Below are 23,222 nucleotides of genomic sequence, written 5' to 3' on the forward strand. Positions count from 1 at the left end.
CCCGCCCGGTATCCCCGGGCGGGCCCTTCCGTCACTCACCGCGGACGCGGGCGTCAGTTGTGGCCGAACTTCTTTTCCTTGCGCTTGTGGGCCATGTCCATCGGACTCGGCGCCTGCGAGGCCTGCTCGAACGACGACTCCGAGGAGCCGCGCGAGGCGTCCTGCGCGGACGTGCCCTGCTGCTTCGAGGGCTGCTTCTGGTTCTTGTTCTTGGCCATGGTGGAGCCTCCGTGAGGGTCTAGGGGCCAGGACCGCCTTCACACTCACACAACGCCAGAAACCGCGCATTTTGGATCATTACCGCGCGTAGCGGACGGCGGCTTCCCGCCCTCCGTGAGATCCGCCACGCCGATGATCGAGTTCCTGACCTCAACGCCCGTGCGGTCGGGCAGACTCGGGGAACATCCAGAGGACCCCCACGGAAGAGGGTGGAACGCGTGGACCGCTGCGTCGTCCTGGTGGACGCCGGCTACCTGCTGGGCGCCGCCGCGAGCCTTCTCGCAGGGGAGCCCTCGCGCTCCCGCATCACCGTCGACCACGCCGCCCTCATCCAGGGTCTGCGCGAACGGGCGGAGGCGGACACCGAGCAGCCCCTGCTGCGCATCTACTGGTTCGACGGCGCACCCGACCGGGTGCCGCAGCCCGAGCACCGGCGGCTTCGCGTCATGCCCCGCGTCACCGTCCGGCTGGGCGCTCTGACCCGCAGCGACGGCCGCTGGGCGCAGAAGGGCGTCGACGCCGCCATGCACGCCGAACTCACCGAGCTGGCCCGCAACCGCGCCTGCTCCGACGTGGTCCTGGTGACGGGCGACGGCGACCTGCTGCCCGGCCTGATGTCCGCCAAGGAGCACGGCGTCGCCGTCCACCTGTGGGCCGTGCAGGCCGCCGACGGGGACTACAACCAGTCCGAGGACCTCGTCGCGGAGGCCGACGAGCGCCGGGTCCTGGACCGGACCTGGATCACCCGCGCCGTCCGCGCGAAGGACCTCACCGGCCTCTGCTCCCCACCGCCCGCCCCGCGCCCCGACATCGCCGCCATCCTCTCCGCCCCGCTGCCCGAGGCGGCGCTCGCGGAAGCCGCCCGCAACGGCTCCGCCGCCGCCGGGGAGGACGAGAGGGAGGGTCCCCCCGCGGCCGGCCCGGCCCCCGCCGGCGGGGGCCGCACCGTACCCACGCCCAAGGACCTCGCCGGATCCCTGCGCGCCCCCGGGCAGCAGACCCCGCCCCCGGGCACGCACGGCGCCGGCCAGCCCCCCGCCGGCAGCGCCCTGCGCTGGTCCTCCGACAAGGGCTGGATCGACCGCGCCGGACCCCTGGGCGAACCCGCCGAGACCGCCTCGCTGCCCACCCTCGCCCAGCTCACCAGCGCGGAGCAGCGCTGGGCGGACCGGGAGGAGGACATCACCACCGTCGGCGGGGACCCGTTCGAGGTGGGACAGGTGTTCGCCCGGCGCTGGATGGAGCGGCTCCCCGAGACCACCCACCTGCAGAAGCTCGCCACGATGTACCCCCGCATCCCGCACCGGATCGACGGGGAGCTGCTGCGCTATGCCGCCCGGTTCGGGCTGCTCGCGCACAAGGACGACCAGATCGACGAGCACGACCGGTACGCCATCCGGGCCGGTTTCTGGCGCGAGATCGACGTCCGCGCGGCCGCCGAGCACGTGGGCGCCGTACCCGCCCCGGCCCCAGGAGCCCCGGCCGGGCACCCGGCCGACCCCGGCGACCCCGGGGGCCGGGTGGGGGCCGGAACCCCGTAGGCTGCTCCCTCGTGAGTACGGGCACAGCACAGGCGGGACCGCCGCGAGGGCAGCACACCGCGGCGACGACCGCGGACGCGGCCTCCGACGCGGCCTCCGGCGACGTGGTCTGCGCGGTGCGTGACCTGGTCAAGACCTATCCGGCGGTACGCGGACGGCGCGGGGCCCCCGCCCTGCCCGAGACCCGCGCCACCGACGGGATCTGCCTGGACGTCCGGCGCGGCGAGATCTTCGGCCTGCTCGGCCCCAACGGCGCCGGCAAGTCCACCCTGGTCCGCCAGCTCACCGGACTGCTGCGCCCCGACGCCGGCGCCGTGACCCTCCTCGGCCACGACCTCGTACGCCACCCCGAGCGCGCGGCGCGGCTCCTCGCCTACCTGGGCCAGGAGTCCACCGCCCTGGACGAGCTCACGGTGGCCCTGGCCGCCGAGACCACCGGGCGGCTGCGCGGACTGGGCGCCCGCCGGGCACGGGCGGAACGCGACGCCGTACTGGAGGAACTCGGGCTGACCGCGATCGCCGGGCGGCCCCTGAAGAAACTCTCCGGCGGGCAGCGCCGGCTGGCCTGCTTCGCCGCCGCCCTGGTGGGCGAACGGCCCGTCCTGGTCCTCGACGAGCCCACCACCGGCATGGACCCGGTGGCCCGCCGCGCCGTGTGGTCGGCCGTGGACCGGCGGCGCGCCCGGCACGGGGCCACGGTCCTGCTCGTCACCCACAACGTCATCGAGGCCGAGACGGTCCTCGACCGGGTCGCCGTCATCGACCAGGGCAAGGTCATCGCCTGCGACACCCCGGCCGGACTGAAGGCCAAGGTGTCGGGCGAGGTCCGGCTGGAACTGGTCTGGCGCTCCGCCGCACCGATGGAGGTGCCCGAGGTCGCGGCGCTCGCCCCGCTGGCCGCCGAGTCGGGGCGCCGCTGGGTGCTGCGGCTCGCGCCGCAGGACGCCCGCGCCGCGGTCGCCGCGGTCACCGGGGGGCCGGCCTTCGCCGCCCTCGACGATTTCACGCTGGCCACGCCGAGCCTGGAGGACGTATACCTGGCGCTCGGCGGGCGGATGAAGGGCCTGGTCAAATCGTGACGACCGCCGCCGTCGCGGGCGCAGCCCGCACCCCCGCGGAACTGGCGCCGAGGGCGCGGTTCTTCCCCGCGCTCGCCGCCGTCTACCGGGCGCAGCTCTCGCGGGCCCGGGTGGCGCGGATCCCGCTGCTCTTCGTGGCCACCTTCCAGTCCGTCGGGATCATGGTCCTGATGCGGGGAGTGGTGGACGGCGGCTCGGAGGCCCGGGCCGTGGTCGCCGGGTCCTCGGTGCTCGTCGTGGCCTTCGTGGCGCTCAACCTGCTCGCGCAGTACTTCGGACAGCTGCGGGCGGGAGGCGGACTCGACCACTACGCGACCCTGCCGGTGCCGCCCGCCTCGGTGGTGCTGGGCGCGGCCGCCGCGTACGCCTCCTTCACCCTGCCCGGAACCCTGGTCACCGCCGTCTTCGGGTGCGTGCTCTTCGGGCTCCCGCTGGGCGGGCTGTGGATCCTCGCCGCCGTGGTGCCGCTGGCCGGGGCCGCGCTGGCCGGGCTCGGCGCGGCGCTGGGCCTGCTGGCGCCCCGGCAGGAACTGGCCACGCTGGCCGGGCAGCTCGGCATGTCGGCGGCCCTGCTGCTCGGGGTGCTGCCGCCGGAGCGGATGCCGGAGGTGATCGTGTGGACGCGGGACCTGCTGCCCTCGACGTACGGGGTGGAGGCGTTCGCGCGCACCTTCGCCGCCGATCCGGACTGGGCGGCCGTCGCGGTCGACCTCGGCGTGTGCGCCGGCGTCGGCGTGCTCTCGCTGGCACTCGCGACCTGGGCGTACCGGCGGGCGGCGGTCCGCTGACGCCGGCCGCGGGCACACCTGGCACGATGTGGGGGTGACCGAAGCCGTGACCCCGCCGTCCCCGTTCGACCCGCCGTCGCTCCCGCCCGGGAAGCCCGGTGACGCCGCCCCGGTCGTCACCGCGCAGGACATCCGGGACGGGGCCGCCGTGGCCCTGGTGGTCGGCGTGGCCGGAGTGCTCCTCGGGCTGCTCTGGGCCTGGCTGGCGCCCCGGGCGCAGTACGTCTCCAACGGGCAGGCCGTGTTCCTGCGGAGCACGGAGAGCGAGGCGCGGATCGGCGCCGACGGGACGTTCTTCCTGCTCGCGACGGGGCTGGGGGTGCTGAGCGCCATCGCGGTGTTCCTGTGGCGCCGCACGGGCGGTGTGCCGCTGGTGGTCGGACTCGGCGTCGGGTCGGTGTTCGCCGCCCTGGTGGGATGGCGGCTCGGCCTGTGGCTGGGGCCCTCCTCCGACCTCGCGGCCTCCGCGCTCAAGGCCGGCAAGGGCGTGCCGTTCGAGGCGCCGCTCCAACTGCTGGCGCACGGGGTGCTGCTCGCCTGGCCGATGGTGGCCGTGGCCCTGCACCTGGGGCTGACGGCCCTGTGGTCGCCGCGAGAGCCGGAGCCCGTGCCCGAGTGGGTCGCCGCCGGCCCGCCGCCGCCCCTCCACGCCGACGAGGTCGGGCCGCAGCCCTCCTCCTGAGTCGTACGGGGCCCCGGCCTAGGGGCGGGCGACGGGCGCGAGGACGGCGCCCGTCAGGGCCGCCAGGTCCGCCGGCGCCAGCTCGACCTCCAGGCCCCGGCGCCCCGCCGAACAGCAGATCGTGGCGTGCTCCGAGGCCGACGCGTCGAGCACGGTGCGCAGCCGCTTGCGCTGCCCCAGCGGCGAGATGCCGCCGCGGACGTAGCCCGTGGCGCGTTCCGCGAGCGCCGGGTCGGCCATCGCGGCCCGCTTGCCGCCGACCGCCGTCGCCAGCGCCTTCAGGTCCAGCGAGCCGGAGACCGGCACCACCGCCACCGTCAGGACACCGTCCACGTCCGCGACGAGCGTCTTGAAGACCCGCTCGGGCGGGACGCCGAGCGCCTGCGCCGCCTCCTCCCCGTAGGAGGGATGCGCCGGGTCGTGCGCGTACGCGTGCGTGGTGAACGCCACTCCCGCCGCCGTCAGGGCGACGATCGCCGGGGTGCCGGCCGCCTGCTTGGACCTCTTCGCCACCGCGCCCTCAGTTGGGGCTCGTCGGGGCGCGGGTCAGGTCCACCGCCGGCAGGGAGGGCAGGTGGCGGATCACGGCCGTCTCCGCACGCAGCAGCTTCAACTCCTCCGCCAACCGGGTGGCCGTGTCCGGCGCCTGCAGCAGCCGCTGCTTCGCCGGGATGTCCAGCACCGCCGCCGCGGCCACCAGGTACGAGACCACCGACGGCTCGTCGGGGAGCTCCACACCCGTCAGGGACCGCTCACGCGCCCCCGCCAGCCGCTTCTGGTAGCTGCGGAAGGCCCGCAGGACGCCCTCCGCCAGCGCGCCCGCGCCCTCCCCCGCGTCCTCGGGGATCTCCTCCAGCTCGGCGGTCAGGAAGGGGCCCGAGGAGTCGACCGACAGCAGCCGGACCCGGGTCGTCCCGGTCGCGAGCACCTCGAAGCTGCCGTCCTCCCGCTCCCGGACGGTGGCCGCGTCCGCGACGCACCCCATCCGGTGGAACGCCTGGATCGGATCGGCGCCGAAGCCCGCGGCGGGGCCGCGCTCCGGCAGGGCCGTCTGGTCCGGCAGGCCGGGCGCCGTCGGCGCGGCCTCCCGCCCGTCGCGGATCGCGACGACCGCGAAACGCCGCGGCTCGTCCTCGCCCGTCTTCAGCAGCTCGCGCATCATGGCGCGATAACGCTCCTCGAAGATGTTCAGCGGGAGGACGAGCCCCGGGAACAGCACCGAGTTCAGGGGGAAGAGGGGCAGGCGAACGGTGGTCACGAGGCACAGGGTAATAGCCCCGGCGCCGGCCCCGTCACCCCCGCCTCAGCAGCCGTGACGCACCCGCCGCCACCGTCGTCGCCAGGATCCAGCCGAGGATGACCAGGGACGCCGCCCCCCACTGCCAGCCGCCCGCCAGCCTCCACCGTCCCTCCTGTCCCAGATCGATCACCGGCAGCAGCAGATCCAGCGCGTAGAGCGGGGCGCTCCACTGCGGGGACTCCTCGGCCTTGATCGGCGGCGGGTCGTGCTGCGAGAACAGCAGCGCCCCCGCCGCCCAGAGCACCGCCATCCACAGCGCGGCCCGCCCCGGGCGGTACCCGTAGACCACCGTCCAGTCCTGGAGGTGGCCCCAGGCCCGCGCCGCGGGCGGGAGGGTCGCCCGCCGGCGGCGCTGCTTGGCCAGCAGGACCTCGCGCGCCTCCGCGTCCTCACCCCCGGCCCGCAGGACCGCCGCCAACCGCTCGTACGGCTCCGGCGAGTACTCGGGAGTGGCCGCCTCCACCCAGTCCAGCCGCCGGGAGAGGGGGAAGTGGCCCCGGGGCGCGAGGTTCTCGTAGACGAAGCCCTCCATGGACACGCCGCCCGGCCCCGGCCAACTGGTGGAGGTGTCGACGAGCTTCACCACCTTGGCGCCCGAGACCACCACCCTGCCGCGCTCCGGCCGCTCGCCGACGAAACGGAACTCGGGAGTCTGGATCCGCCGCAGGGACATCTCCTGCTCGTCGGTGAACAGGAACCGCGCCCCGTAGAAGTCGACGGCGTCGCCGAAGCGGCCGTCGTCCAGCCGCAGCCCGCCCCGGCACTCGAAGCGCCGCGACCGTTCGCCGCGTGCCGGCGTCGCCCCCAGCCCGTACGGGGGAGTGGTGCTGTTCGAGCCGGGGGCGGGCTCCAGGGCGATCGAGGTCAGGTACAGGGTCCGCTCGACCGTCAGCTGCGGGGCGTTCAGCGCGTACCGCCCGTACGGGTTGCTCAGCCGCGCCCCGCGCAGGTTCATCGACACTCCCACCTTCGCGCCCCGCAGGCTCACCTCCCCGTACGTCTCCAGCATCTCGCCCTGGAAGTCCTGCGCGACCGACAACCCGTCGGCGGCGATCGCCCGGCCCTTGCTGTCGCGCTGCGCCACCACCTGGCTGACCAGCAGGTCGGTGCCGATCTGGGCGTCGGTCAGCCGGATGCCCCGGGCGACCCGGCAGCGCGGCAGGTGCAGGTCCCCCTCCGTGTGCAGGCGGGAGGCCTCCAGCCTCGGGATCACGCAGTTGACGAGGCGCAGCGTGCCGAAGCGCGCCTCGGAGATCTGGACCTCGCTGTCGAAGCGGCAGGACTGGAGCTCCACGTACGGCTCGACCGAGCCGCCGGACAGGTCCAGCCGCCCCGTGATCCGCGCCCCCCGCAGCTTGAGCGAGGCCACCCGGCCCGGCACCGGCGGCGGCCCGTGGAGGAGCAGTAGCGCCACCACCGAGGCGCGGACCGCGCGCCCGGGGCCCCAGGACCGCTCGGAATGCGGATCGTCCTGCCCGGCGGCGCGGACGCTCAGATCGCAGACGCCGCCGGTGCGGAACGCCTCCCACATGCGGCGCTCGGCGGCGCTGAGATCCGCCGGTTCCTCGCCCGCGCGCGCCTCGGCCATGGCGGTCCCCCTCCGCTCGCACATACGTGTAGGGGAACGCTAACGGCGGCCTCCGACATCCACGGCGTGTATCAGCCAGTGATACGGGCGAACGGTGGCGTGATGCGGTCTGAGAGAATTGTGAGGTGATCTCTCGTATCGACCTGCGCGGTGACGCCCTCCCCGAGGGCGGCGCCCTGCGCGACCTGCTGCCCCGTGCCGAGTTCGACGTAGAAGCCGCCCTGGAGAAAGTGCGGCCCATCTGCGAGGACGTGCATCATCGCGGCACGGCGGCGCTGATCGAGTACGCGCGGAGGTTCGACGGCGTCGAGCTCGCGCAGGTCCGGGTCCCCGCGGAGGCCCTCGCGGCCGCCCTGGAGCAGCTGGACCCCGCCGTCCGCGCCGCCCTGGAGGAGTCGATCCGGCGCGCCCGGATCGTGCACCGCAACCAGCGCCGCACCGAGCACACCACCCAGGTGGTCCCCGGCGGCACCGTGACCGAGAAGTGGGTCCCGGTGGAGCGCGTGGGGCTGTACGCCCCGGGCGGCCGCTCGGTGTACCCGTCCTCCGTCGTCATGAACGTCGTCCCCGCGCAGGAGGCGGGTGTCGCCTCCATCGCGCTGGCCTCGCCGCCGCAGAAGGAGTTCGGCGGCCTGCCGCACCCCACGATCCTGGCCGCCTGCGCGCTGCTCGGCGTGGACGAGGTGTACGCGGCCGGCGGCGCCGTGGCGGTGGCGATGTTCGCGTACGGCACCTCCGGTCCCGACGGCTGCCCCCCGGTGAACATGGTCACCGGCCCCGGCAACATCTGGGTCGCCGCCGCCAAGCGCTACTTCACCGGGAGGATCGGCATCGACACCGAGGCCGGACCCACCGAGATCGCGGTCCTCGCGGACTCCACGGCCGACCCGGTGCACGTCGCCGCCGACCTGATCAGCCAGGCCGAGCACGACCCGCTGGCCGCGGCCGTCCTCGTCACCGACTCCGCGGAGCTCGCGGACGCCGTGGAGAGGGAGCTGGAACCGCAGGTCGCCGCCTCCAAGCACGTCGAGGACCGGATCAAGCCGGCCCTCGCGGGCAGGCAGTCCGCGATCGTGCTCGTCGACAGCCTGGAGGACGGCCTCAAGGTCGTCGACGCGTACGGCGCCGAGCACCTGGAGATCCAGACCGCCGACGCGGCCGCCTGGGCCGCCCGGGTCCGCAACGCCGGCGCGATCTTCGTCGGCCCCTGGGCCCCGGTCTCACTCGGCGACTACTGCGCCGGCTCGAACCACGTCCTGCCCACCGGCGGCTGCGCCTGCCACTCCTCCGGCCTGTCCGTGCAGTCCTTCCTGCGCGGCATCCACATCGTCGACTACACGCGCGACGCCCTCGCCGAGGTCACCCACCACGTGGTGACGCTGGCCGAGGCCGAGGACCTGCCCGCGCACGGCGCCGCGCTCAAGGCGCGCTTCGGCTGGAAGGTGCCCCAGCAGTGAGCGCGGACATCGGAATCGACGACCTCCCCATCCGCGACGAGCTCCGCGGCAAGACCCCGTACGGCGCCCCGCAGCTCGACGTACCCGTCCAGCTGAACACCAACGAGAACCCGTACGAGCTGCCCGAGGAGCTGGTGCGGCGCATCGCCGAGCGCGTCGCCGACGCCGCCCGCACCCTCAACCGCTACCCGGACCGGGACGCGGTCGAGCTGCGGACCCAGCTCGCGGCCTACCTCACCCGCACCGGCAAGCACCCGGTCGCGCGCGAGAACGTCTGGGCCGCCAACGGCTCCAACGAGGTCCTCCAGCAGCTGCTGCAGACCTTCGGCGGACCCGGCCGCACCGCGATCGGCTTCGAGCCCTCGTACTCCATGCACGCCCTGATCGCACGCGGCACCGGGACGGGCTGGATCTCCGGCCCGCGCGGCGAGGACTTCACCATCGACGTCCCGGCCGCCGAGCGCGCCCTCGCCGAGCACGCCCCCGACGTCGTCTTCATCACCTCCCCCAACAACCCCACCGGCACCGCCGTCGAGGCCGAGACCGTCCTCGCGCTGTACGAGGCCGCGCAAGCCGCCAAGCCCTCGCTGGTGATCGTCGACGAGGCCTACGTGGAGTTCAGCCACCGGGACTCGCTGCTGCCCCTCATCGAGGGCCGGCCGAACCTGGTGGTCTCCCGGACCATGTCCAAGGCCTTCGGCGCCGCCGGCCTGCGCCTGGGCTACCTGGCCGCGCACCCCGCCGTCGTCGACGCCGTCCAGCTGGTACGCCTGCCGTACCACCTGTCGGCCGTCACCCAGGCGACCGCCCTGGCCGCCCTGGAGCACACCGACACCCTGCTCGGCTACGTCGAGCAGCTCAAGGCCGAGCGGGACCGCCTCGTCACCGAGCTGCGGGCCCTCGGCTACGAGGTCACCGAGTCCGACGCGAACTTCATCCAATTCGGGACGTTCGCGGACTCGCACACCGCCTGGCAGAAGATCCTCGACCAGGGCGTCCTGGTCCGGGACAACGGCGTACCGGGCCGGCTGCGGGTCACCGCGGGCACCCCGGCCGAGAACGACGCGTTCCTGGAAGCGGTTCGCGCACTGAAGAAGGAGCAGCACGCATGAGCCGCATCGGACGGGTCGAACGGACCACGAAGGAGACCTCCGTCGTCGTCGAGATAAACCTCGACGGCACCGGAAAGGTCGACGTCGCGACGGGCGTGGGCTTCTACGACCACATGCTCGACCAGCTCGGCCGCCACGGCCTCTTCGACCTCACGGTCAAGACCGACGGCGACCTGCACATCGACACCCACCACACCATCGAGGACACCGCCCTCGCGCTCGGCGCCGCCTTCCGGCAGGCCCTCGGCGACAAGGTGGGCATCTACCGCTTCGGCAACTGCACCGTGCCGCTCGACGAGTCCCTCGCCCAGGTGACCGTCGACCTGTCGGGCCGCCCGTACCTCGTGCACACCGAGCCCGAGAACATGGCGCCGATGATCGGCACCTACGACACGACGATGACCCGGCACATCTTCGAGTCCTTCGTCGCGCAGGCCCAGATCGCCCTGCACATCCACGTCCCGTACGGCCGCAACGCCCACCACATCGTCGAGTGCCAGTTCAAGGCCCTCGCGCGGGCCCTGCGCTACGCCGCCGAGTTCGACCCGCGCGCGGCCGGCATCCTTCCGTCCACGAAGGGCGCCCTCTAACCGTGAACGGGCTCAACACGATCCTGATCGTCCTCGGCCTGTTCCTGGCCGGAGGCGTCTACTCCTTCCAGAAGCAGCAGATGCCGAAATCGGTCGTCGTCCTGCTCGCCATCGGCTCCGTGATGTGCCTCGTCGCCGGAGTCCTGCGCATCCAAGGAATCTGGGAATGAGCACTGCCGCCCCCACCAAGAAGGTCGTCGTCTTCGACTACGGCTTCGGCAACGTCCGCTCCGCCGAGCGCGCCCTCGCGCACGTCGGCGCCGACGTCGAGATCACCCGCGACTACGACAGGGCCATGGACGCCGACGGACTCCTCGTCCCCGGCGTCGGCGCCTTCTCCGCCTGCATGCAGGGCCTCAAGGAGGCCCGCGGCGACTGGATCATCGGCCGCCGGCTCTCCGGCGGCCGCCCGGTCATGGGCATCTGCGTCGGCATGCAGATCCTCTTCGAGCGCGGCATCGAGCACGGCGTCGAGACCGAGGGCCTCGACGAGTGGCCCGGCACGGTCGGCCCGCTCAAGGCCCCCGTCGTCCCCCACATGGGCTGGAACACCGTCGACGCCCCGGCCGACAGCCAGGCCTTCGCCGGACTCGACGACGACGCCCGGTTCTACTTCGTGCACTCCTACGCGGCGCGCGAATGGAGCCTGGAAGTCACCAACCCGCTGATCCGCGCCCCCAAGGTCACCTGGGCCACGCACGGCGAGCGCTTCGTCGCGGCGGTGGAGAACGGGGCCCTGTGGGCCACCCAGTTCCACCCCGAGAAGTCCGGCGACGCCGGCGCCCAGCTCCTCACCAACTGGATCGAGACCCTGTGATGACCGCACCCACGCTTGAGCTCCTCCCCGCGGTCGACGTCCGCGACGGGCAGGCCGTCCGCCTCGTCCACGGGGTGTCCGGCAGCGAGACCTCCTACGGCTCCCCGCTGGAAGCGGCCCTCGCCTGGCAGCGCGCCGGCGCCGAATGGCTGCACCTGGTCGACCTCGACGCCGCCTTCGGCACCGGCGACAACCGCGCCCTGGTCGCCGGGATCACCGGCGCCATGGACATCAAGGTCGAGCTGTCCGGCGGCATCCGCGACGACGCCTCGCTCGCCGCGGCCCTCGCCACCGGCTGCACCCGCGTCAACCTGGGCACCGCCGCCCTGGAGACCCCCGAGTGGGCCGCCCGCGCCATCGCCGAGCACGGCGACCGGATCGCGGTGGGCCTGGACGTACGCGGCACCACCCTCAAGGGCCGCGGCTGGACCAGCGAGGGCGGCGACCTGTACGAGACCCTCGCGCGCCTGGACTCCGAGGGCTGCGCCCGGTACGTCGTCACCGACATCGGCAAGGACGGCACCCTCACCGGCCCCAACCTGGAGCTGCTGCGCAACGTCTGCGCCGCCACCGACCGGCCCGTCGTGGCCTCCGGGGGCGTCTCCTCCCTGGACGACCTGCGGGCGCTGTCCGAGCTCGTCCCGCTGGGCGTCGAGGGCGCCATCGTCGGCAAGGCCCTGTACGCGAAGGCCTTCACCCTGGAAGAAGCCCTGAAGGTGGTCTCCGCATGAGCTCCGACGCGATTCGCCGCATCTCCTCCGGCGGCGCCTACGAGGACGTCATCGCGTACTCCCGCGCCGTCCAGCTCCCCAACGGCCTCGTCCTGGTCTCCGGCTGCACCGCCGCCGACGCCGGCGGCCCCTACGACCAGGCGACCGCCGCCTTCGGCGTCGCTCTCAAGGCCCTCGCCCAGGCCGGTCTCGGCCCCGAGCACGTGGTCCGCACCCGCATGTACCTCACCCACGCCCGCGACGTGGACGACGTGGGCCGCGCCCACAAGGAGCTGTTCGACGCCGTCCGCCCCGCCGCGACGATGCTCATCGTCTCCGGCTTCGTCGACCCCGGCATGGTCGTCGAGGTCGAGGTCGAGGCGTACGGCCCGGTCCAGGAGGCCTCCGCATGACCCTCGCCGTACGGGTGATCCCCTGCCTGGACGTGGACAACGGCCGGGTCGTGAAGGGCGTCAACTTCCAGAACCTGCGCGACGCCGGCGACCCCGTGGAGATGGCCAAGCTGTACGACGCCGAGGGCGCCGACGAGCTGACCTTCCTCGACATCACCGCGTCCTCCGGGAACCGCGAGACCACCTACGACGTCGTGCGGCGGACCGCCGAGCAGGTCTTCATCCCGCTCACCGTGGGCGGCGGCGTCCGTACCGCGGACGACGTGGACAAGCTGCTGCGCGCGGGGGCGGACAAGGTGGGCGTGAACACCGCCGCCATCGCCCGCCCCGAGCTCATCCAGGAGATCGCGGAGCGCTTCGGCCGCCAGGTCCTCGTCCTGTCCGTGGACGCGCGCCGTACCGAGGAGGGCTCCTTCGAGGTCACCACGCACGGCGGCCGCCGGGGCACCGGCATCGACGCCGTCGAGTGGGCGCACCGGGCGGCCGAGCTGGGCGCCGGGGAGATCCTGCTGAACTCGATGGACGCCGACGGCACGAAGGACGGCTACGACACCGAGATGATCGCGGCCGTGCGCAAGCACGTCACCGTACCGGTGATCGCCTCCGGCGGCGCCGGCACGCTGGCGCACTTCGCACCGGCGATCGACGCGGGCGCCGACGCGGTCCTCGCGGCGTCGGTGTTCCACTTTGGGGACCTGCGGATCGCCGAGGTCAAGTCCGCGCTGCGGGAAGCGGGCCACCCCGTCCGCTGACGCCCGCCGGCCCGCCCGCGCCGTCGCGGGCGGGCCGCGGGACGCTCAGATGCCCAGGCGGGCCGCCGACACCTGGGCGACGGCCTCCTTCTCGCCGTCCAGAGCCACAGCGGCGGCGTCCTGGCGGCCGAAGCAGAACAGCGTCAGCTCCCCCGGCTCGCCCGTCACCGTCACCACCGGCCGGCCCTTGTGCGCCACCGCCGTCTGCCCGTTCGGCCGCCGCAGTACGAGGCCCACCGGCGAGCGCCGCCCCGTCAGACGGGACAGCTTCTCCAGACGCGACCAGAGCGCGTCCGAGAACACCGGGTCCAGCTCCCTCGGCGCCCAGTCCGGCTGCGCCCGCCGGACGTCCTCCGCGTGGACGTAGAACTCCACCGCGTTCGCCGCCTCGTCGATCTGCTTCACCGCGTACACCGACAGCCTCGGCGGCCCGGTACGGATCAGTCGTACGAGCTCCTCGTACGGTTTCGCCGTGTACTCCGTCATGGCCCGGTCCAGGCGGTCCTTCAGTACGTTCAGCAGCAGCCCGCCGGCCGCGTCCGGCCGCCGCTCCCGGACCACGACGTGCGCGGCCAGTTCGCGGCAGGTCCAGCCGTCGCACAGCGTGGGGGCATCCGGGCCCGCCGCTTCCAACAGGTCCGCCAGCAGCAGGCGTTCGCGCTTCGCATGGGTAGACATGTCTGCCAGCCTACGGCCGGAACCCACCGCACGGCTGCTCACCAGGCGGACAGGGATCCTTTCCGGGCATTCCCGCCCGGCACAATGGCCCCATGAGTACGACCCCCCGCCCCGGCGGCCTCGACCCCGCCGTCGCCGCGCGCCTCAAGCGCTCACCCGACGGCCTGGTACCGGCCATCGCCCAGCAGTACGACACCGGTGAGGTGCTGATGCTCGGCTGGATGGACGACGAGGCGCTGCACCGCACCCTGACCACCGGCCGGTGCACCTACTGGTCCCGCAGCCGCCAGGAGTACTGGGTCAAGGGCGATACTTCCGGCCACTTCCAGCACGTGAAGTCCGTCGCGCTCGACTGCGACGCCGACACCGTGCTCGTCAAGGTCGACCAGGTCGGGGCCGCCTGCCACACCGGCGCACGCACCTGCTTCGACGCGGACGTGCTGCTCGATGTCCTTCACCGTGACGCGAAATAGGTAGGGTCCCACGCCATGGATCTTGAGACGTTCCGCAAGCTCGCGGCCGACCGCCGCGTCATCCCCGTGAGCCGCAAGCTGCTGGCCGACGGGGACACGCCCGTCGGTCTCTACCGCAAGCTGGCCGCCGAACGCCCCGGCACCTTCCTGCTGGAGTCCGCCGAGAACGGGCGCTCCTGGTCCCGCTACTCCTTCGTCGGCGTCCGCAGCGACTCCACCCTGACCGTCCGGGACGGCCAGGCGCACTGGATCGGCACCCCGCCCGTCGGCGTGCCCGTCGACGGCGACCCGCTCGAAGCCCTGCGCGCCACCGTCGAGGCCCTGCACACCCCCCGGGACCTGGCGGCCGGTATGCCGCCCTTCACCGGGGGCATGGTCGGCTACCTCGGCTACGACATCGTGCGCCGCCTGGAGCGCATCGGCGAGCACGGCGCGGACGATCTGCGGCTGCCCGAGCTGACCATGCTGCTCACCTCCGACCTGGCGGTCATGGACCACTGGGACGGCACCGTCCAGCTCATCGCCAACGCCATCAACCACAACGACCTCGACTCGGGCGTGGACGAGGCGTACGCGGACGCCGTCGCCCGACTCGACGCGATGGAGGCGGACCTGGCCCGGCCCGCCCCCTACGTGCCGGCCCCGCTGCCGGCCTCCGAGCTGCCGGAGTTCTCCGCGCTGTGGGGCGGTGAGAGGTACCGCAGCGCCGTCGAGGACATCAAGGAGCGGATCCGCGCCGGCGAGGCCTTCCAGGTGGTGCCCTCGCAGCGGTTCGAGACCCCCTGCCACGCCTCGGCACTGGACGTCTACCGCGTGCTGCGGGCCACCAACCCCTCCCCGTACATGTACCTCTTCCGCTTCGAGGACGGCTTCGACGTGGTCGGCTCCAGCCCCGAGGCGCTGGTGAAGGTCGAGGACGGGCGGGCGATGGTGCACCCCATCGCCGGTACCCGCCACCGGGGGGCGACCCCGCAGGAGGACAACGACCTCGCCGAGGAGCTGCTGGCCGACCCGAAGGAGCGCGCCGAGCACCTGATGCTCGTCGACCTGGGCCGCAACGACCTGGGCCGGGTCTGCGAGCCGGGCTCGGTCGAGGTCGTCGACTTCATGGGCATCGAGCGCTACTCGCACGTCATGCACATCGTGTCCACCGTCACCGGCCGGGTCGCCGAGGGCAGGACGGCCTTCGACGTGCTCACCGCCTGCTTCCCGGCCGGAACCCTCTCGGGCGCTCCGAAGCCCCGCGCGATGCAGATCATCGAGGAGCTGGAGCCCTCCCGGCGGGGCCTGTACGGCGGCTGCGTGGGCTACCTGGACTTCGCCGGGGACTCCGACACCGCCATCGCGATCCGCACCGCGCTGCTGCGCGACGGCACGGCGTACGTCCAGGCGGGCGCGGGGGTCGTCGCCGACTCGGTGCCGGAGCTGGAGGACGAGGAGTGCCGCAACAAGGCGGCCGCGGTGCTGCGCGCGGTGGGTGCGGCGAACCGCCTCCGCAGCTCCTGAGGGCGTAGGGGATAGTGGGGTGCGTGAGCGCCGTACCCCCGCCCCGAAACGATTCCGCCGCGCAGGCCCCCGAGGACGGGGCGCCCGATACCGGGAGCCCCGAGTCCGGCGGCCGCCGCAGCGTGGCCGTCGCCCTGCTGCTCGGCACGCTGGGCGCCACCGTCGTCCTGCTCGCCTCCGGCCGTACCTGGGCCCGGGGCACCGCCGCCGTCGGGGGCGCATCGCTGCCGCTGACGGCGGACGGGCGGGCCGTCACCGGCCTCCCCGCCGCGCTGGCCATCGTGGGGCTCGCCGCCCTGGTCGCCGTCTTCGCGGTCCGCGGCCGGGGCCGGCTGCTGGTCTCCGGGCTGCTCGCGCTCAGCGGCCTGGGCGCGGGACTCGCCGCCGTGCTCGGCGCCGACGGCCGCGGCGCCCTGGACGCGGAGGCCGCCCGGACCACCGCGGACACCGCCGCCCGGGTGGCGGGTCTGACCCAGACGGCGTGGCCCCACGTCACCGCGGCCGGCGCGGCCCTGATCCTGGTCGCCGGACTACTGGCGTTGCGCTTCGGCCGCGGCTGGCCCTCGATGGGCGGCCGCTACGAGCGGGACGGCAGCCCCCGTCCGCGCAGGGCGGCGCCGGTGGACCCGGACCGGCCCGAGGACCTGTGGAAGGCTCTGGACCGGGGCGAGGACCCGACCCGCTGAGAGGGCCCGCCGGCGACGGCCGCCGGGACGGCCCGAACGGGCCGCCGCCGCCGCGCCCCGCCGACCGACCCCCCTGGGCGGCGACCCCGCCGGGTGCGGGACAATGACACCGAGCGTTCGACACAGCACGTGCGACAGAGCAAACGAGGAGCAACTCATGGCGGGCACTAGCCACGGACACACCCCGGCCGCCTGGACCGGTGTCATCATCGCCTTCATCGGTTTCTGCATCTCCGGCGCCTTCATGGTGCTGGCGAACCCGCTCGGCTTCTACGCCGGTCTCGTCGTCGTCGTCCTCGGCGGTGTCGTCGGCATGGCGATGCGGGCCGCGGGCATGGGTGCGCCGAAGGCCCCCCACAAGGACCTCGCCGAGGTCATCGCCGCCAACAAGGTCCCGGCCAACGTCTGAGCGGTCCGAGCAGCCGAAAGGCGTGGCCCCGCCGGGCTGCGCCTTTTGTCATGAGCGGAGACAATCACCGGGTGGACGCCTCTCGTACCCCTGATCCCGCGCCGCCGACGGCGCCCGCGCAGCCCCCCGCTCCGTACGCGCCGCCCCCCGCCCCGTACGCGCCCGCGCGGCCCCCCGCGCCGGAGGCACCGTACGCGCCGGCCGTCCCGGCCTCCCGGGCGCGGCGGATGGCCGCCCCGGCGCTCACGCTGGCGGGCGCCGTCGCGGCCTTCGCGTACGTCGGCGCCGTGGACCCCAACGAGCCCGGCCACTACCCGGTCTGCCCGCTGCTGAGGCTGACCGGGATCCTCTGCCCGGGCTGCGGCGGCCTGCGCAGCGCGCACGCGTTCGCCCACGGCGATCTGCTCGCGGCTCTCGGGGCGAACGCCCTCGCCGTCGCCGGCTACTTCGTCTTCGCCGGTTTCACGGCCCTGTGGCTGGTTCGGGCCTACCGGGGCGGGGCCGTTCCCCGGCTCGTCCTGCGGCCTCCGTACTGGTGGGCCGTCGCGGCCGCGGCCGTGATGTTCGCCGTTGTCCGGAATCTTTCTTTCGGGTCCGCGCTGGCCCCCTGAGGCCCGTGCGGTGCCCGGATGAAGCCCGTATTCCGAATGTCCAGGGACTGGGACGCCGTCCGCCGCGTGCGGAGGCCGTGGCGACCTGCGGATACCATTTGAGTGCTGACCTTGCAGTTGTACGTGTCTGCAAGGCGGCCGACCGTCATCGACCCGGAAGGGGGCCGCTCGCGTGAGTGTGCTCGACGAGATCATCGAAGGGGTCCGCGAAGACCTTGCCGAACGGCAGGCCCGCGTGAGCCTCGACGAGCTCAAGGAGCGTGCCGCCAAGGCGCCCCAGGCCAAGGACGGCGTCGCCGCACTGCGCGGCGACAGCGTCAAGGTGATCTGCGAGGTCAAGCGCTCCAGCCCGTCGAAGGGCGCGCTGGCCGCGATCGCCGATCCGGCAGGGCTCGCCGCCGACTACGAGGCGGGCGGTGCGGCGGTCATCTCCGTCCTCACCGAGCAGCGTCGTTTCGGCGGCTCGCTGGCCGACCTGGAGGCCGTCCGCGCACGCGTGGACATCCCGATCCTGCGCAAGGACTTCATCGTCACGGCGTACCAGCTGTGGGAGGCCCGCGCCTACGGCGCCGACCTCGTGCTGCTGATCGTCGCGGCCCTGGAGCAGGAGGCTCTCGTCTCCCTCATCGAGCGGGCCGAGTCCATCGGCCTGACCCCGCTCGTGGAAGTCCACGACGAGGAGGAGGTGGAGCGCGCCGTCGCCGCCGGTGCCAAGATCATCGGTGTGAACGCCCGCAACCTCAAGGACCTCAAGGTCGACCGCTCCACCTTCGAGCGCGTCGTCCCGGAGATCCCGGCCCACATCGTGAAGATCGCCGAGTCCGGTATCCGCGGACCGCACGACCTGATCGCCTACGCGAACGAGGGCGCCGACGCGGTCCTCGTCGGGGAGTCCCTGGTGACCGGCCGCGACCCGAGGTCGGCCGTGGCCGACCTCGTCGCCGCCGGCGCCCACCCCGCCCTGCGCCACGGGCGGAGCTGACCCCGCCGTGACCCACGACTGTCCTGTCGCCCGCACCCGATCCGGCCGCCGCGGCCCGATCGGCGTGCCGGCGACGCACGCGCCCCTGGCGCGCGGCTGCCGCCCCCGCGGCTGCCGCGCTCCGGCCCGGCGCGTGCACGGGCGGCGGGTCCGCTACGTGATCGGCTCCGAGCCGGGCCAGGTCAACGGCATGCGATGGCGCCGCGCGGACGCGCTGTAACGAGGAGCGCCGCGCGGCGAGGGCCGCGCCCGCTCCCCGTACGCCCGCACCCCGAGCCGCCGGCTCCGGGCGCGGGCCGTCCCGCCACCGTGTGCACGGCATCCCCCAGCGGGGTGCGCGCGTCACGGGCGGGCGGCGCAATACGGTGAAAACCATTCCGCCGCATCGCATCCCGTAGGAGCACTGGACATGTCCAGCGAGTTCTTCGTCCCGGACCCGGAGGGTCACCTCCCCAACGCCGAGGGTTACTTCGGCGACTTCGGCGGCAAGTTCATCCCGGAGGCGCTCGTCGCCGCCGTGGACGAGGTCGCCGTCGAGTACGAGAAGGCCAAGAGCGACCCGGCCTTCGCCGCCGAGCTCAACGAGCTCATGGTCAACTACACCGGCCGCCCCAGCGCCCTGACCGAGGTGCCCCGCTTCGCCGAGCACGCCGGCGACGCGCGCATCTTCCTCAAGCGCGAGGACCTCAACCACACCGGCTCGCACAAGATCAACAACGTGCTGGGCCAGGCGCTGCTGACCAAGCGCATGGGCAAGACCCGCGTCATCGCCGAGACCGGCGCCGGCCAGCACGGCGTGGCCACGGCCACCGCCTGCGCCCTCTTCGGCCTCGAATGCACCATCTACATGGGCGAGGTCGACACCCAGCGCCAGGCCCTGAACGTGGCCCGGATGCGCATGCTGGGTGCCGAGGTCATCGCGGTGAAGTCCGGCTCGCGGACCCTCAAGGACGCCATCAACGAGGCGTTCCGCGACTGGGTCGCCAACGTGGACCGGACCCACTACCTCTTCGGCACCGTCGCCGGACCGCACCCCTTCCCGGCCATGGTCCGCGACTTCCACCGGGTCATCGGTGTCGAGGCCCGCCGGCAGATCCTGGAGCGCGCCGGACGCCTGCCGGACGCCGTGGCGGCCTGCGTGGGCGGAGGCTCCAACGCCATCGGCCTCTTCCACGCCTTCATCCCGGACGCCGGCGTCCGCCTCGTCGGCTTCGAGCCGGCCGGGCACGGCGTGGAGAGCGGCGAGCACGCGGCCACGCTGACCGCCGGCGAGCCGGGCATCCTGCACGGCTCCCGCTCGTACGTCCTCCAGGACGACGAGGGCCAGATCACCGAGCCCTACTCGATCTCGGCCGGGCTGGACTACCCGGGCATCGGCCCGGAGCACTCCTACCTCAAGGACTCCGGCCGCGGCGAGTACCGCGCGGTCACCGACGACGCCGCGATGCGCGCCCTGCGCCTGCTCTCCCGCACGGAGGGCATCATCCCGGCGATCGAGTCGGCGCACGCCCTGGCGGGCGCGCTCGACCTCGGCAAGGAGCTGGGCAAGGACGGCCTGATCGTGGTCAACCTGTCCGGCCGCGGCGACAAGGACATGGACACGGCCGCCCGCTACTTCGGGCTGTACGACGGCACCGAGGCGGAGACGAAGTGAGCACGGGCACCGGCAACATCCAGCTGCTGAGCGAGACCCTCGGCAAGGCGAAGGCGGAGAACCGGGCGGCCCTCGTGGCCTACCTCCCGGCGGGCTTCCCCACGGTCGACGGCGCCATCGAGGCGGTCAAGGCCGTGGTCGCGGGCGGCGCGGACGTGGTCGAGGTCGGGCTCCCGCACAGCGATCCGGTCCTGGACGGGGCGATCATCCAGACCGCCGACGACATCGCCCTGCGCGGCGGCGTCAAAATCGCGGACGTGATCCGCACCGTCCGCGAGGCGCACGAGGCGACCGGGGTGCCGATCCTGGTCATGACGTACTGGAACCCGATCGACCGCTACGGCGTCGAGCGGTTCACCGCGGAGCTGGCGGCGGCCGGCGGCGCCGGCTGCATCCTGCCCGACCTGCCGGTGCAGGAGTCCGCGCTGTGGCGCGAGCACGCGGACAAGCACGGTCTGGCGACCGTCTTCGTCGTGGCTCCCAGCAGCAAGGACGAACGGCTGGCCACCATCACCGAAGCCGGCTCCGGCTTCGTCTACGCCGCCTCCCTCATGGGGGTCACCGGCACCCGCGAATCGGTCGGCAACCAGGCGCAGGACCTGGTGCGGCGCACCCGCGCCACACCCGGCGCCGCCGGGGGGCTCCCGGTCTGCGTGGGCCTGGGCGTCTCCAACGCCGTCCAGGCCAAGGAGGTGGCGGGCTTCGCCGACGGTGTGATCGTCGGATCGGCCTTCGTGAAGCTGCTCCTGGACGCCCCGGACTTGTCGGCCGGACTGGCCGCCGTGCGGGCGCTTGCGGGCGAGCTTGCGGAAGGCGTACGCAGGAGCTGACGCGGAGCGGTTCCACGACGGGTTCTGTAGCCCGATCGGGTGGAAGTGGGAGCAGGGAGGCACGCGAGTGCCTCCCTGCTTCGTTTGGCGGAACGTGAGCGAGAAGAACGACGGTGCGAACCGCGATGCGACGAAACGATCGGCCCGCGAGCGACTCCTCGTGGAGCGTGAGCGGCAGAAGACCCGGGACAAGCGCCGGCGGACCCTCGTCGTGGCGGCGGCGGTGGTCGGGGTGCTCGGCCTGGCCGCCGTCGTCGGCCTGATCGCGGCCAACACCGGCAAGGACGGGGCCGACAAGGCGGGCCCGGTGGTCGCCCCCTCCGGCGCGACAGGGCAGGACGCGCTCGCCATCCGGACGGGCCGGGCGGAGGCGAAGTCCACCCTGACGGTGTGGGAGGACTTCCGCTGCCCCGCCTGCAAGGCCTTCGAGGACAACTACCGGGCCGTGGTCCACGAGCTGGAGGCCAAGGGGCTTCTCAAGGTCGACTACCACCTGGTCACCCTCATCGACGGGAACATGGGGGGCAGCGGCTCCCTGAAGGCGGCGAACGCGGCCGCCTGCGCGCAGGACGCCGGCAAGTTCGCCCCGTACCACGACGTCCTCTTCGTCAAGCAGCCCGAGGAGATCGACGACGCCTACGGCAAGAACGAGAAGCTGCTGGAGCTGGCCGGCACGGTGGACGGGCTGGACACCCCGGCCTTCCGCGCGTGCGTGGAGGGCGGCACGCACAACAGCTGGGTGGGCAAATCGCAGGACGCGTTCCGCGCCGGGAAGTTCCGGGGCACCCCGACGGTGCTGCTGGACGGCAAGGACATCTTCTCCGACCAGGCCGACCCGCTGACCCCGCAGAAGCTCAAGGAGCGGGTGGAGGCCGCGGCCAAGGGGTCCGGCGGCGGGAGCGCGAAGGGCACGCCGACGGCCTCGGCGCCTGCCTCGGCCCCGGTGTCCGGGTCTGCGACGCCGTCGGCGAAGGCGTCGTCCACGAAGGGGTCCTCGGCGGGGTCCTCGGCAGGGTCCTCGGCCGGGTCGTCCTCGGCCGGGTCGTCGTCGGCCGCGTCCGGGAGCGGCTCCTCGGCCGGTGCCCGGGGGACCGCCGGGGACTGAGCGGCGCCCGCGCCATGTGTGGATTTGGTTTCGCTTGCCGGGCGGGTTGCGGTCCGCACCGCCCGGCAGGGTAGCGTCAGGTCTGCCATGGACATTGCTTACATCCCAAGCCCGTCGACCGGCGTGATCCATCTTGGACCGATCCCGCTCCGCGGCTACGCGTTCTGCATCATCATCGGCGTCTTCGTCGCCGTCTGGCTCGGCAACCGGCGCTGGATCGCGCGCGGCGGCAAGCCGGGCACGGTCGCGGACGTCGCCGTGTGGGCGGTGCCCTTCGGCCTGGTCGGTGGTCGCCTGTACCACGTGATCACCGACTACCAGCTCTACTTCGGCGAGGGCCGCAACTGGGTCGACGCCCTCAAGATCTGGGAGGGCGGCCTCGGCATCTGGGGCGCCATCGCGTTCGGCGCGGTGGGCGCCTGGATCGGCTGCCGCCTGCGCGGCATCCCGCTGCCGGCCTGGGCCGACGCCCTGGCCCCCGGGATCGCGCTGGCCCAGGCCTGCGGCCGCTGGGGCAACTGGTTCAACCAGGAGCTCTACGGACGCGCCACCGATCTGCCGTGGGCGGTGGAGATCACCGCGGGCCCGAACCGGGACGCGGGCACCTACCACCCGACCTTCCTGTACGAGTCGCTGTGGTGCGTGGGCGTCGCCCTCCTGGTCATCTGGGCCGACCGCCGCTTCATCCTGGGCCACGGGCGGGCCTTCGCCCTGTACGTCGCCGGGTACTGCGCGGGCCGGGGCTGGATCGAGTACATGCGCGTCGACGAGGCGCACCACATCCTGGGCCTGCGCCTGAACGTCTGGACCTCGATCGTCGTCTTCGTCCTGGCCGTCGTCTACTTCGTGCTGTCGGCGAAGCTGCGGCCGGGCCGCGAGGACGTCGTCGAACCGGAGCGCCCCGGCGCCAAGGGCGAAGCCGCCGCGGACACAGCGGCCGGCGACGCCGAGGCCGACGCCCCGGCGCACTCCGACACCGAGCCGCCCGCCGGCGCGGCCGAGCGCAAGGACGCCGCACCCGCGGCGGCCGCGTCCTCCGGCGGCGCCGTGCGGACGGCGGCGGCCGACACCAGGGCCGACCTGCGCAAGGCGGAGCCGGCCGAGGCCCCGGAGGCCGACAAGCCCTGACCGCGTACCGGTCCGGAAGGGGGGCGCCGCGCCCCAGGGCGGCGGCCCCCACCCCAAGCCCCCCCCCCCCCCGCCCAACGACGGGGCGAAGGCCCCGGGGGGGGTGCGCGGG

Annotated in this window: 28 protein-coding genes; 23 read left to right on the forward strand and 5 right to left on the reverse strand. The window is 73.7% G+C overall.

From position 1 onward, the window contains the following. Positions 1 to 53: 53 nt before the first annotated feature. On the reverse strand, positions 54 to 218 hold the full coding sequence (locus ACFWUQ_RS19615) for a hypothetical protein (RefSeq protein WP_384539361.1): 165 nt from the start codon (positions 216 to 218) through the stop codon (positions 54 to 56). Positions 219 to 428: 210 nt separating this feature from the next. On the opposite strand from ACFWUQ_RS19615, the gene ACFWUQ_RS19620 reads away from it, so the two are divergent. From ACFWUQ_RS19620 to ACFWUQ_RS19635, 4 genes are all read left to right on the forward strand, one after another. Next, the gene (locus tag ACFWUQ_RS19620) at positions 429 to 1,760 is read left to right on the forward strand and encodes an NYN domain-containing protein (protein WP_384539363.1); all 1,332 of its coding nucleotides are present in this window, start codon (positions 429 to 431) and stop codon (positions 1,758 to 1,760) included. Between the two features lie 104 nt (positions 1,761 to 1,864). Continuing rightward, on the forward strand, positions 1,865 to 2,839 hold the full coding sequence (locus ACFWUQ_RS19625; RefSeq protein WP_384539428.1) for an ABC transporter ATP-binding protein: 975 nt from the start codon (positions 1,865 to 1,867) through the stop codon (positions 2,837 to 2,839). Continuing rightward, a complete protein-coding gene (locus tag ACFWUQ_RS19630) occupies positions 2,833 to 3,627 on the forward strand; it encodes an ABC transporter permease (protein ID WP_384539429.1) in 795 nt (264 codons plus the stop codon). Before ACFWUQ_RS19625 ends, ACFWUQ_RS19630 begins: the two co-directional genes overlap by 7 nt. Before the next feature lie 34 nt (positions 3,628 to 3,661). After that, positions 3,662 to 4,309 carry a hypothetical protein gene (locus ACFWUQ_RS19635; RefSeq protein ID WP_384539366.1) on the forward strand — a complete coding sequence of 216 codons (648 nt, stop codon included), beginning with the start codon at positions 3,662 to 3,664 and terminating at the stop codon, positions 4,307 to 4,309. Between the two features lie 18 nt (positions 4,310 to 4,327). Here the strand turns inward: ACFWUQ_RS19635 and ybaK are convergent, their stop codons facing one another. From ybaK to ACFWUQ_RS19650, 3 genes are read right to left on the reverse strand one after another with little or no spacing between them, the layout of a single operon-like run. Continuing rightward, positions 4,328 to 4,822: a Cys-tRNA(Pro) deacylase gene (gene ybaK / locus ACFWUQ_RS19640; RefSeq protein ID WP_384539368.1), complete on the reverse strand. Its 495-nt coding sequence runs from the start codon at positions 4,820 to 4,822 to the stop codon at positions 4,328 to 4,330. 7 nt (positions 4,823 to 4,829) lie between these two features. Beyond that, the gene (locus tag ACFWUQ_RS19645) at positions 4,830 to 5,567 is read right to left on the reverse strand and encodes an LON peptidase substrate-binding domain-containing protein (RefSeq protein ID WP_384539370.1); all 738 of its coding nucleotides are present in this window, start codon (positions 5,565 to 5,567) and stop codon (positions 4,830 to 4,832) included. 34 nt (positions 5,568 to 5,601) lie between these two features. Beyond that, positions 5,602 to 7,197, reverse strand: a complete 1,596-nt coding sequence (locus tag ACFWUQ_RS19650; protein ID WP_384539373.1) for an oxidoreductase — start codon at positions 7,195 to 7,197, stop codon at positions 5,602 to 5,604. Positions 7,198 to 7,322: 125 nt separating this feature from the next. Here ACFWUQ_RS19650 and hisD point away from each other — a divergent pair, with 125 nt between their 5' ends. From hisD to hisF, 8 genes are read left to right on the forward strand one after another with little or no spacing between them, the layout of a single operon-like run. After that, entirely contained in the window at positions 7,323 to 8,654 is a 1,332-nt protein-coding gene (gene hisD, locus ACFWUQ_RS19655) for a histidinol dehydrogenase (RefSeq protein ID WP_384539374.1), read from the forward strand. After that, entirely contained in the window at positions 8,651 to 9,766 is a 1,116-nt protein-coding gene (locus ACFWUQ_RS19660; RefSeq protein ID WP_384539376.1) for a histidinol-phosphate transaminase, read from the forward strand. Before hisD ends, ACFWUQ_RS19660 begins: the two co-directional genes overlap by 4 nt. Beyond that, the gene (hisB, locus tag ACFWUQ_RS19665) at positions 9,763 to 10,356 is read left to right on the forward strand and encodes an imidazoleglycerol-phosphate dehydratase HisB (protein ID WP_384539379.1); all 594 of its coding nucleotides are present in this window, start codon (positions 9,763 to 9,765) and stop codon (positions 10,354 to 10,356) included. The genes ACFWUQ_RS19660 and hisB overlap by 4 nt, the downstream gene beginning before the upstream one ends. A gap of 2 nt (positions 10,357 to 10,358) precedes the next feature. After that, positions 10,359 to 10,526 carry a hypothetical protein gene (locus tag ACFWUQ_RS19670; RefSeq protein WP_384539382.1) on the forward strand — a complete coding sequence of 56 codons (168 nt, stop codon included), beginning with the start codon at positions 10,359 to 10,361 and terminating at the stop codon, positions 10,524 to 10,526. Next, complete coding sequence (gene hisH / locus ACFWUQ_RS19675; RefSeq protein ID WP_384539385.1) at positions 10,523 to 11,173, forward strand: imidazole glycerol phosphate synthase subunit HisH; 651 nt, start codon at positions 10,523 to 10,525, stop codon at positions 11,171 to 11,173. Before ACFWUQ_RS19670 ends, hisH begins: the two co-directional genes overlap by 4 nt. Continuing rightward, the gene (gene priA / locus ACFWUQ_RS19680; protein WP_384539388.1) at positions 11,173 to 11,904 is read left to right on the forward strand and encodes a bifunctional 1-(5-phosphoribosyl)-5-((5-phosphoribosylamino)methylideneamino)imidazole-4-carboxamide isomerase/phosphoribosylanthranilate isomerase PriA; all 732 of its coding nucleotides are present in this window, start codon (positions 11,173 to 11,175) and stop codon (positions 11,902 to 11,904) included. Before hisH ends, priA begins: the two co-directional genes overlap by 1 nt. Further along, positions 11,901 to 12,296 carry a RidA family protein gene (locus tag ACFWUQ_RS19685; protein WP_384539390.1) on the forward strand — a complete coding sequence of 132 codons (396 nt, stop codon included), beginning with the start codon at positions 11,901 to 11,903 and terminating at the stop codon, positions 12,294 to 12,296. The genes priA and ACFWUQ_RS19685 overlap by 4 nt, the downstream gene beginning before the upstream one ends. Beyond that, entirely contained in the window at positions 12,293 to 13,048 is a 756-nt protein-coding gene (hisF, locus tag ACFWUQ_RS19690; protein WP_384539392.1) for an imidazole glycerol phosphate synthase subunit HisF, read from the forward strand. Before ACFWUQ_RS19685 ends, hisF begins: the two co-directional genes overlap by 4 nt. 45 nt (positions 13,049 to 13,093) lie before the next feature. Here the strand turns inward: hisF and ACFWUQ_RS19695 are convergent, their stop codons facing one another. Then, the gene (locus tag ACFWUQ_RS19695; RefSeq protein ID WP_384539394.1) at positions 13,094 to 13,726 is read right to left on the reverse strand and encodes a TIGR03085 family metal-binding protein; all 633 of its coding nucleotides are present in this window, start codon (positions 13,724 to 13,726) and stop codon (positions 13,094 to 13,096) included. A 92-nt stretch (positions 13,727 to 13,818) separates the two neighbouring features. On the opposite strand from ACFWUQ_RS19695, the gene hisI reads away from it, so the two are divergent. From hisI to lgt, 11 genes are all read left to right on the forward strand, one after another. Next, positions 13,819 to 14,199 carry a phosphoribosyl-AMP cyclohydrolase gene (gene hisI / locus ACFWUQ_RS19700; protein WP_384539397.1) on the forward strand — a complete coding sequence of 127 codons (381 nt, stop codon included), beginning with the start codon at positions 13,819 to 13,821 and terminating at the stop codon, positions 14,197 to 14,199. Between the two features lie 15 nt (positions 14,200 to 14,214). Beyond that, on the forward strand, positions 14,215 to 15,705 hold the full coding sequence (locus ACFWUQ_RS19705) for an anthranilate synthase component I (RefSeq protein WP_384539400.1): 1,491 nt from the start codon (positions 14,215 to 14,217) through the stop codon (positions 15,703 to 15,705). Positions 15,706 to 15,719: 14 nt separating this feature from the next. Further along, positions 15,720 to 16,391 (forward strand): TIGR02234 family membrane protein, encoded by a 672-nt coding sequence (locus tag ACFWUQ_RS19710; RefSeq protein WP_384539402.1) that lies wholly within the window; start codon positions 15,720 to 15,722, stop codon positions 16,389 to 16,391. A 157-nt stretch (positions 16,392 to 16,548) separates the two neighbouring features. Then, positions 16,549 to 16,800, forward strand: coding sequence for an HGxxPAAW family protein (locus ACFWUQ_RS19715; RefSeq protein ID WP_384539405.1), 252 nt, complete (start codon positions 16,549 to 16,551; stop codon positions 16,798 to 16,800). A gap of 71 nt (positions 16,801 to 16,871) precedes the next feature. After that, positions 16,872 to 17,411: a DUF2752 domain-containing protein gene (locus tag ACFWUQ_RS19720; RefSeq protein ID WP_384539408.1), complete on the forward strand. Its 540-nt coding sequence runs from the start codon at positions 16,872 to 16,874 to the stop codon at positions 17,409 to 17,411. 172 nt (positions 17,412 to 17,583) lie between these two features. Then, positions 17,584 to 18,393 (forward strand): indole-3-glycerol phosphate synthase TrpC, encoded by an 810-nt coding sequence (gene trpC / locus ACFWUQ_RS19725; protein WP_384539410.1) that lies wholly within the window; start codon positions 17,584 to 17,586, stop codon positions 18,391 to 18,393. Between the two features lie 58 nt (positions 18,394 to 18,451). Then, the gene (gene trpM / locus ACFWUQ_RS19730; protein ID WP_384539432.1) at positions 18,452 to 18,613 is read left to right on the forward strand and encodes a tryptophan biosynthesis modulator TrpM; all 162 of its coding nucleotides are present in this window, start codon (positions 18,452 to 18,454) and stop codon (positions 18,611 to 18,613) included. Positions 18,614 to 18,802: 189 nt separating this feature from the next. After that, the gene (gene trpB / locus ACFWUQ_RS19735; protein ID WP_384539413.1) at positions 18,803 to 20,047 is read left to right on the forward strand and encodes a tryptophan synthase subunit beta; all 1,245 of its coding nucleotides are present in this window, start codon (positions 18,803 to 18,805) and stop codon (positions 20,045 to 20,047) included. Continuing rightward, positions 20,044 to 20,877 (forward strand): tryptophan synthase subunit alpha, encoded by an 834-nt coding sequence (trpA, locus tag ACFWUQ_RS19740; RefSeq protein ID WP_384539415.1) that lies wholly within the window; start codon positions 20,044 to 20,046, stop codon positions 20,875 to 20,877. Before trpB ends, trpA begins: the two co-directional genes overlap by 4 nt. Before the next feature lie 94 nt (positions 20,878 to 20,971). Beyond that, positions 20,972 to 21,982: a DsbA family protein gene (locus ACFWUQ_RS19745; protein WP_384539418.1), complete on the forward strand. Its 1,011-nt coding sequence runs from the start codon at positions 20,972 to 20,974 to the stop codon at positions 21,980 to 21,982. An 87-nt stretch (positions 21,983 to 22,069) separates the two neighbouring features. Further along, positions 22,070 to 23,110 carry a prolipoprotein diacylglyceryl transferase gene (gene lgt, locus ACFWUQ_RS19750; RefSeq protein WP_384539420.1) on the forward strand — a complete coding sequence of 347 codons (1,041 nt, stop codon included), beginning with the start codon at positions 22,070 to 22,072 and terminating at the stop codon, positions 23,108 to 23,110. Positions 23,111 to 23,222: the final 112 nt, after the last annotated feature.

Origin of the sequence: Streptomyces sp. NPDC058662 (assembly GCF_042716255.1) — a bacterium.
Lineage (GTDB): Bacteria > Actinomycetota > Actinomycetes > Streptomycetales > Streptomycetaceae > Streptomyces.

Bases quoted from the DNA above. Each gene is read 5' to 3' on its own strand.
- ACFWUQ_RS19615 (WP_384539361.1), bottom strand. From the start codon at position 218: ATGGCCAAGAACAAGAACCAGAAGCAGCCCTCGAAGCAGCAGGGCACG.
- ACFWUQ_RS19650 (WP_384539373.1), bottom strand. From the start codon at position 7,197: ATGGCCGAGGCGCGCGCGGGCGAGGAACCGGCGGATCTCAGCGCCGCC.
- hisB (WP_384539379.1), top strand. From the start codon at position 9,763: ATGAGCCGCATCGGACGGGTCGAACGGACCACGAAGGAGACCTCCGTC.
- hisH (WP_384539385.1), top strand. From the start codon at position 10,523: ATGAGCACTGCCGCCCCCACCAAGAAGGTCGTCGTCTTCGACTACGGC.
- priA (WP_384539388.1), top strand. From the start codon at position 11,173: ATGACCGCACCCACGCTTGAGCTCCTCCCCGCGGTCGACGTCCGCGAC.
- ACFWUQ_RS19685 (WP_384539390.1), top strand. From the start codon at position 11,901: ATGAGCTCCGACGCGATTCGCCGCATCTCCTCCGGCGGCGCCTACGAG.
- hisF (WP_384539392.1), top strand. From the start codon at position 12,293: ATGACCCTCGCCGTACGGGTGATCCCCTGCCTGGACGTGGACAACGGC.
- ACFWUQ_RS19695 (WP_384539394.1), bottom strand. From the start codon at position 13,726: ATGTCTACCCATGCGAAGCGCGAACGCCTGCTGCTGGCGGACCTGTTG.
- hisI (WP_384539397.1), top strand. From the start codon at position 13,819: ATGAGTACGACCCCCCGCCCCGGCGGCCTCGACCCCGCCGTCGCCGCG.
- ACFWUQ_RS19705 (WP_384539400.1), top strand. From the start codon at position 14,215: ATGGATCTTGAGACGTTCCGCAAGCTCGCGGCCGACCGCCGCGTCATC.
- ACFWUQ_RS19715 (WP_384539405.1), top strand. From the start codon at position 16,549: ATGGCGGGCACTAGCCACGGACACACCCCGGCCGCCTGGACCGGTGTC.
- trpB (WP_384539413.1), top strand. From the start codon at position 18,803: ATGTCCAGCGAGTTCTTCGTCCCGGACCCGGAGGGTCACCTCCCCAAC.
- lgt (WP_384539420.1), top strand. From the start codon at position 22,070: ATGGACATTGCTTACATCCCAAGCCCGTCGACCGGCGTGATCCATCTT.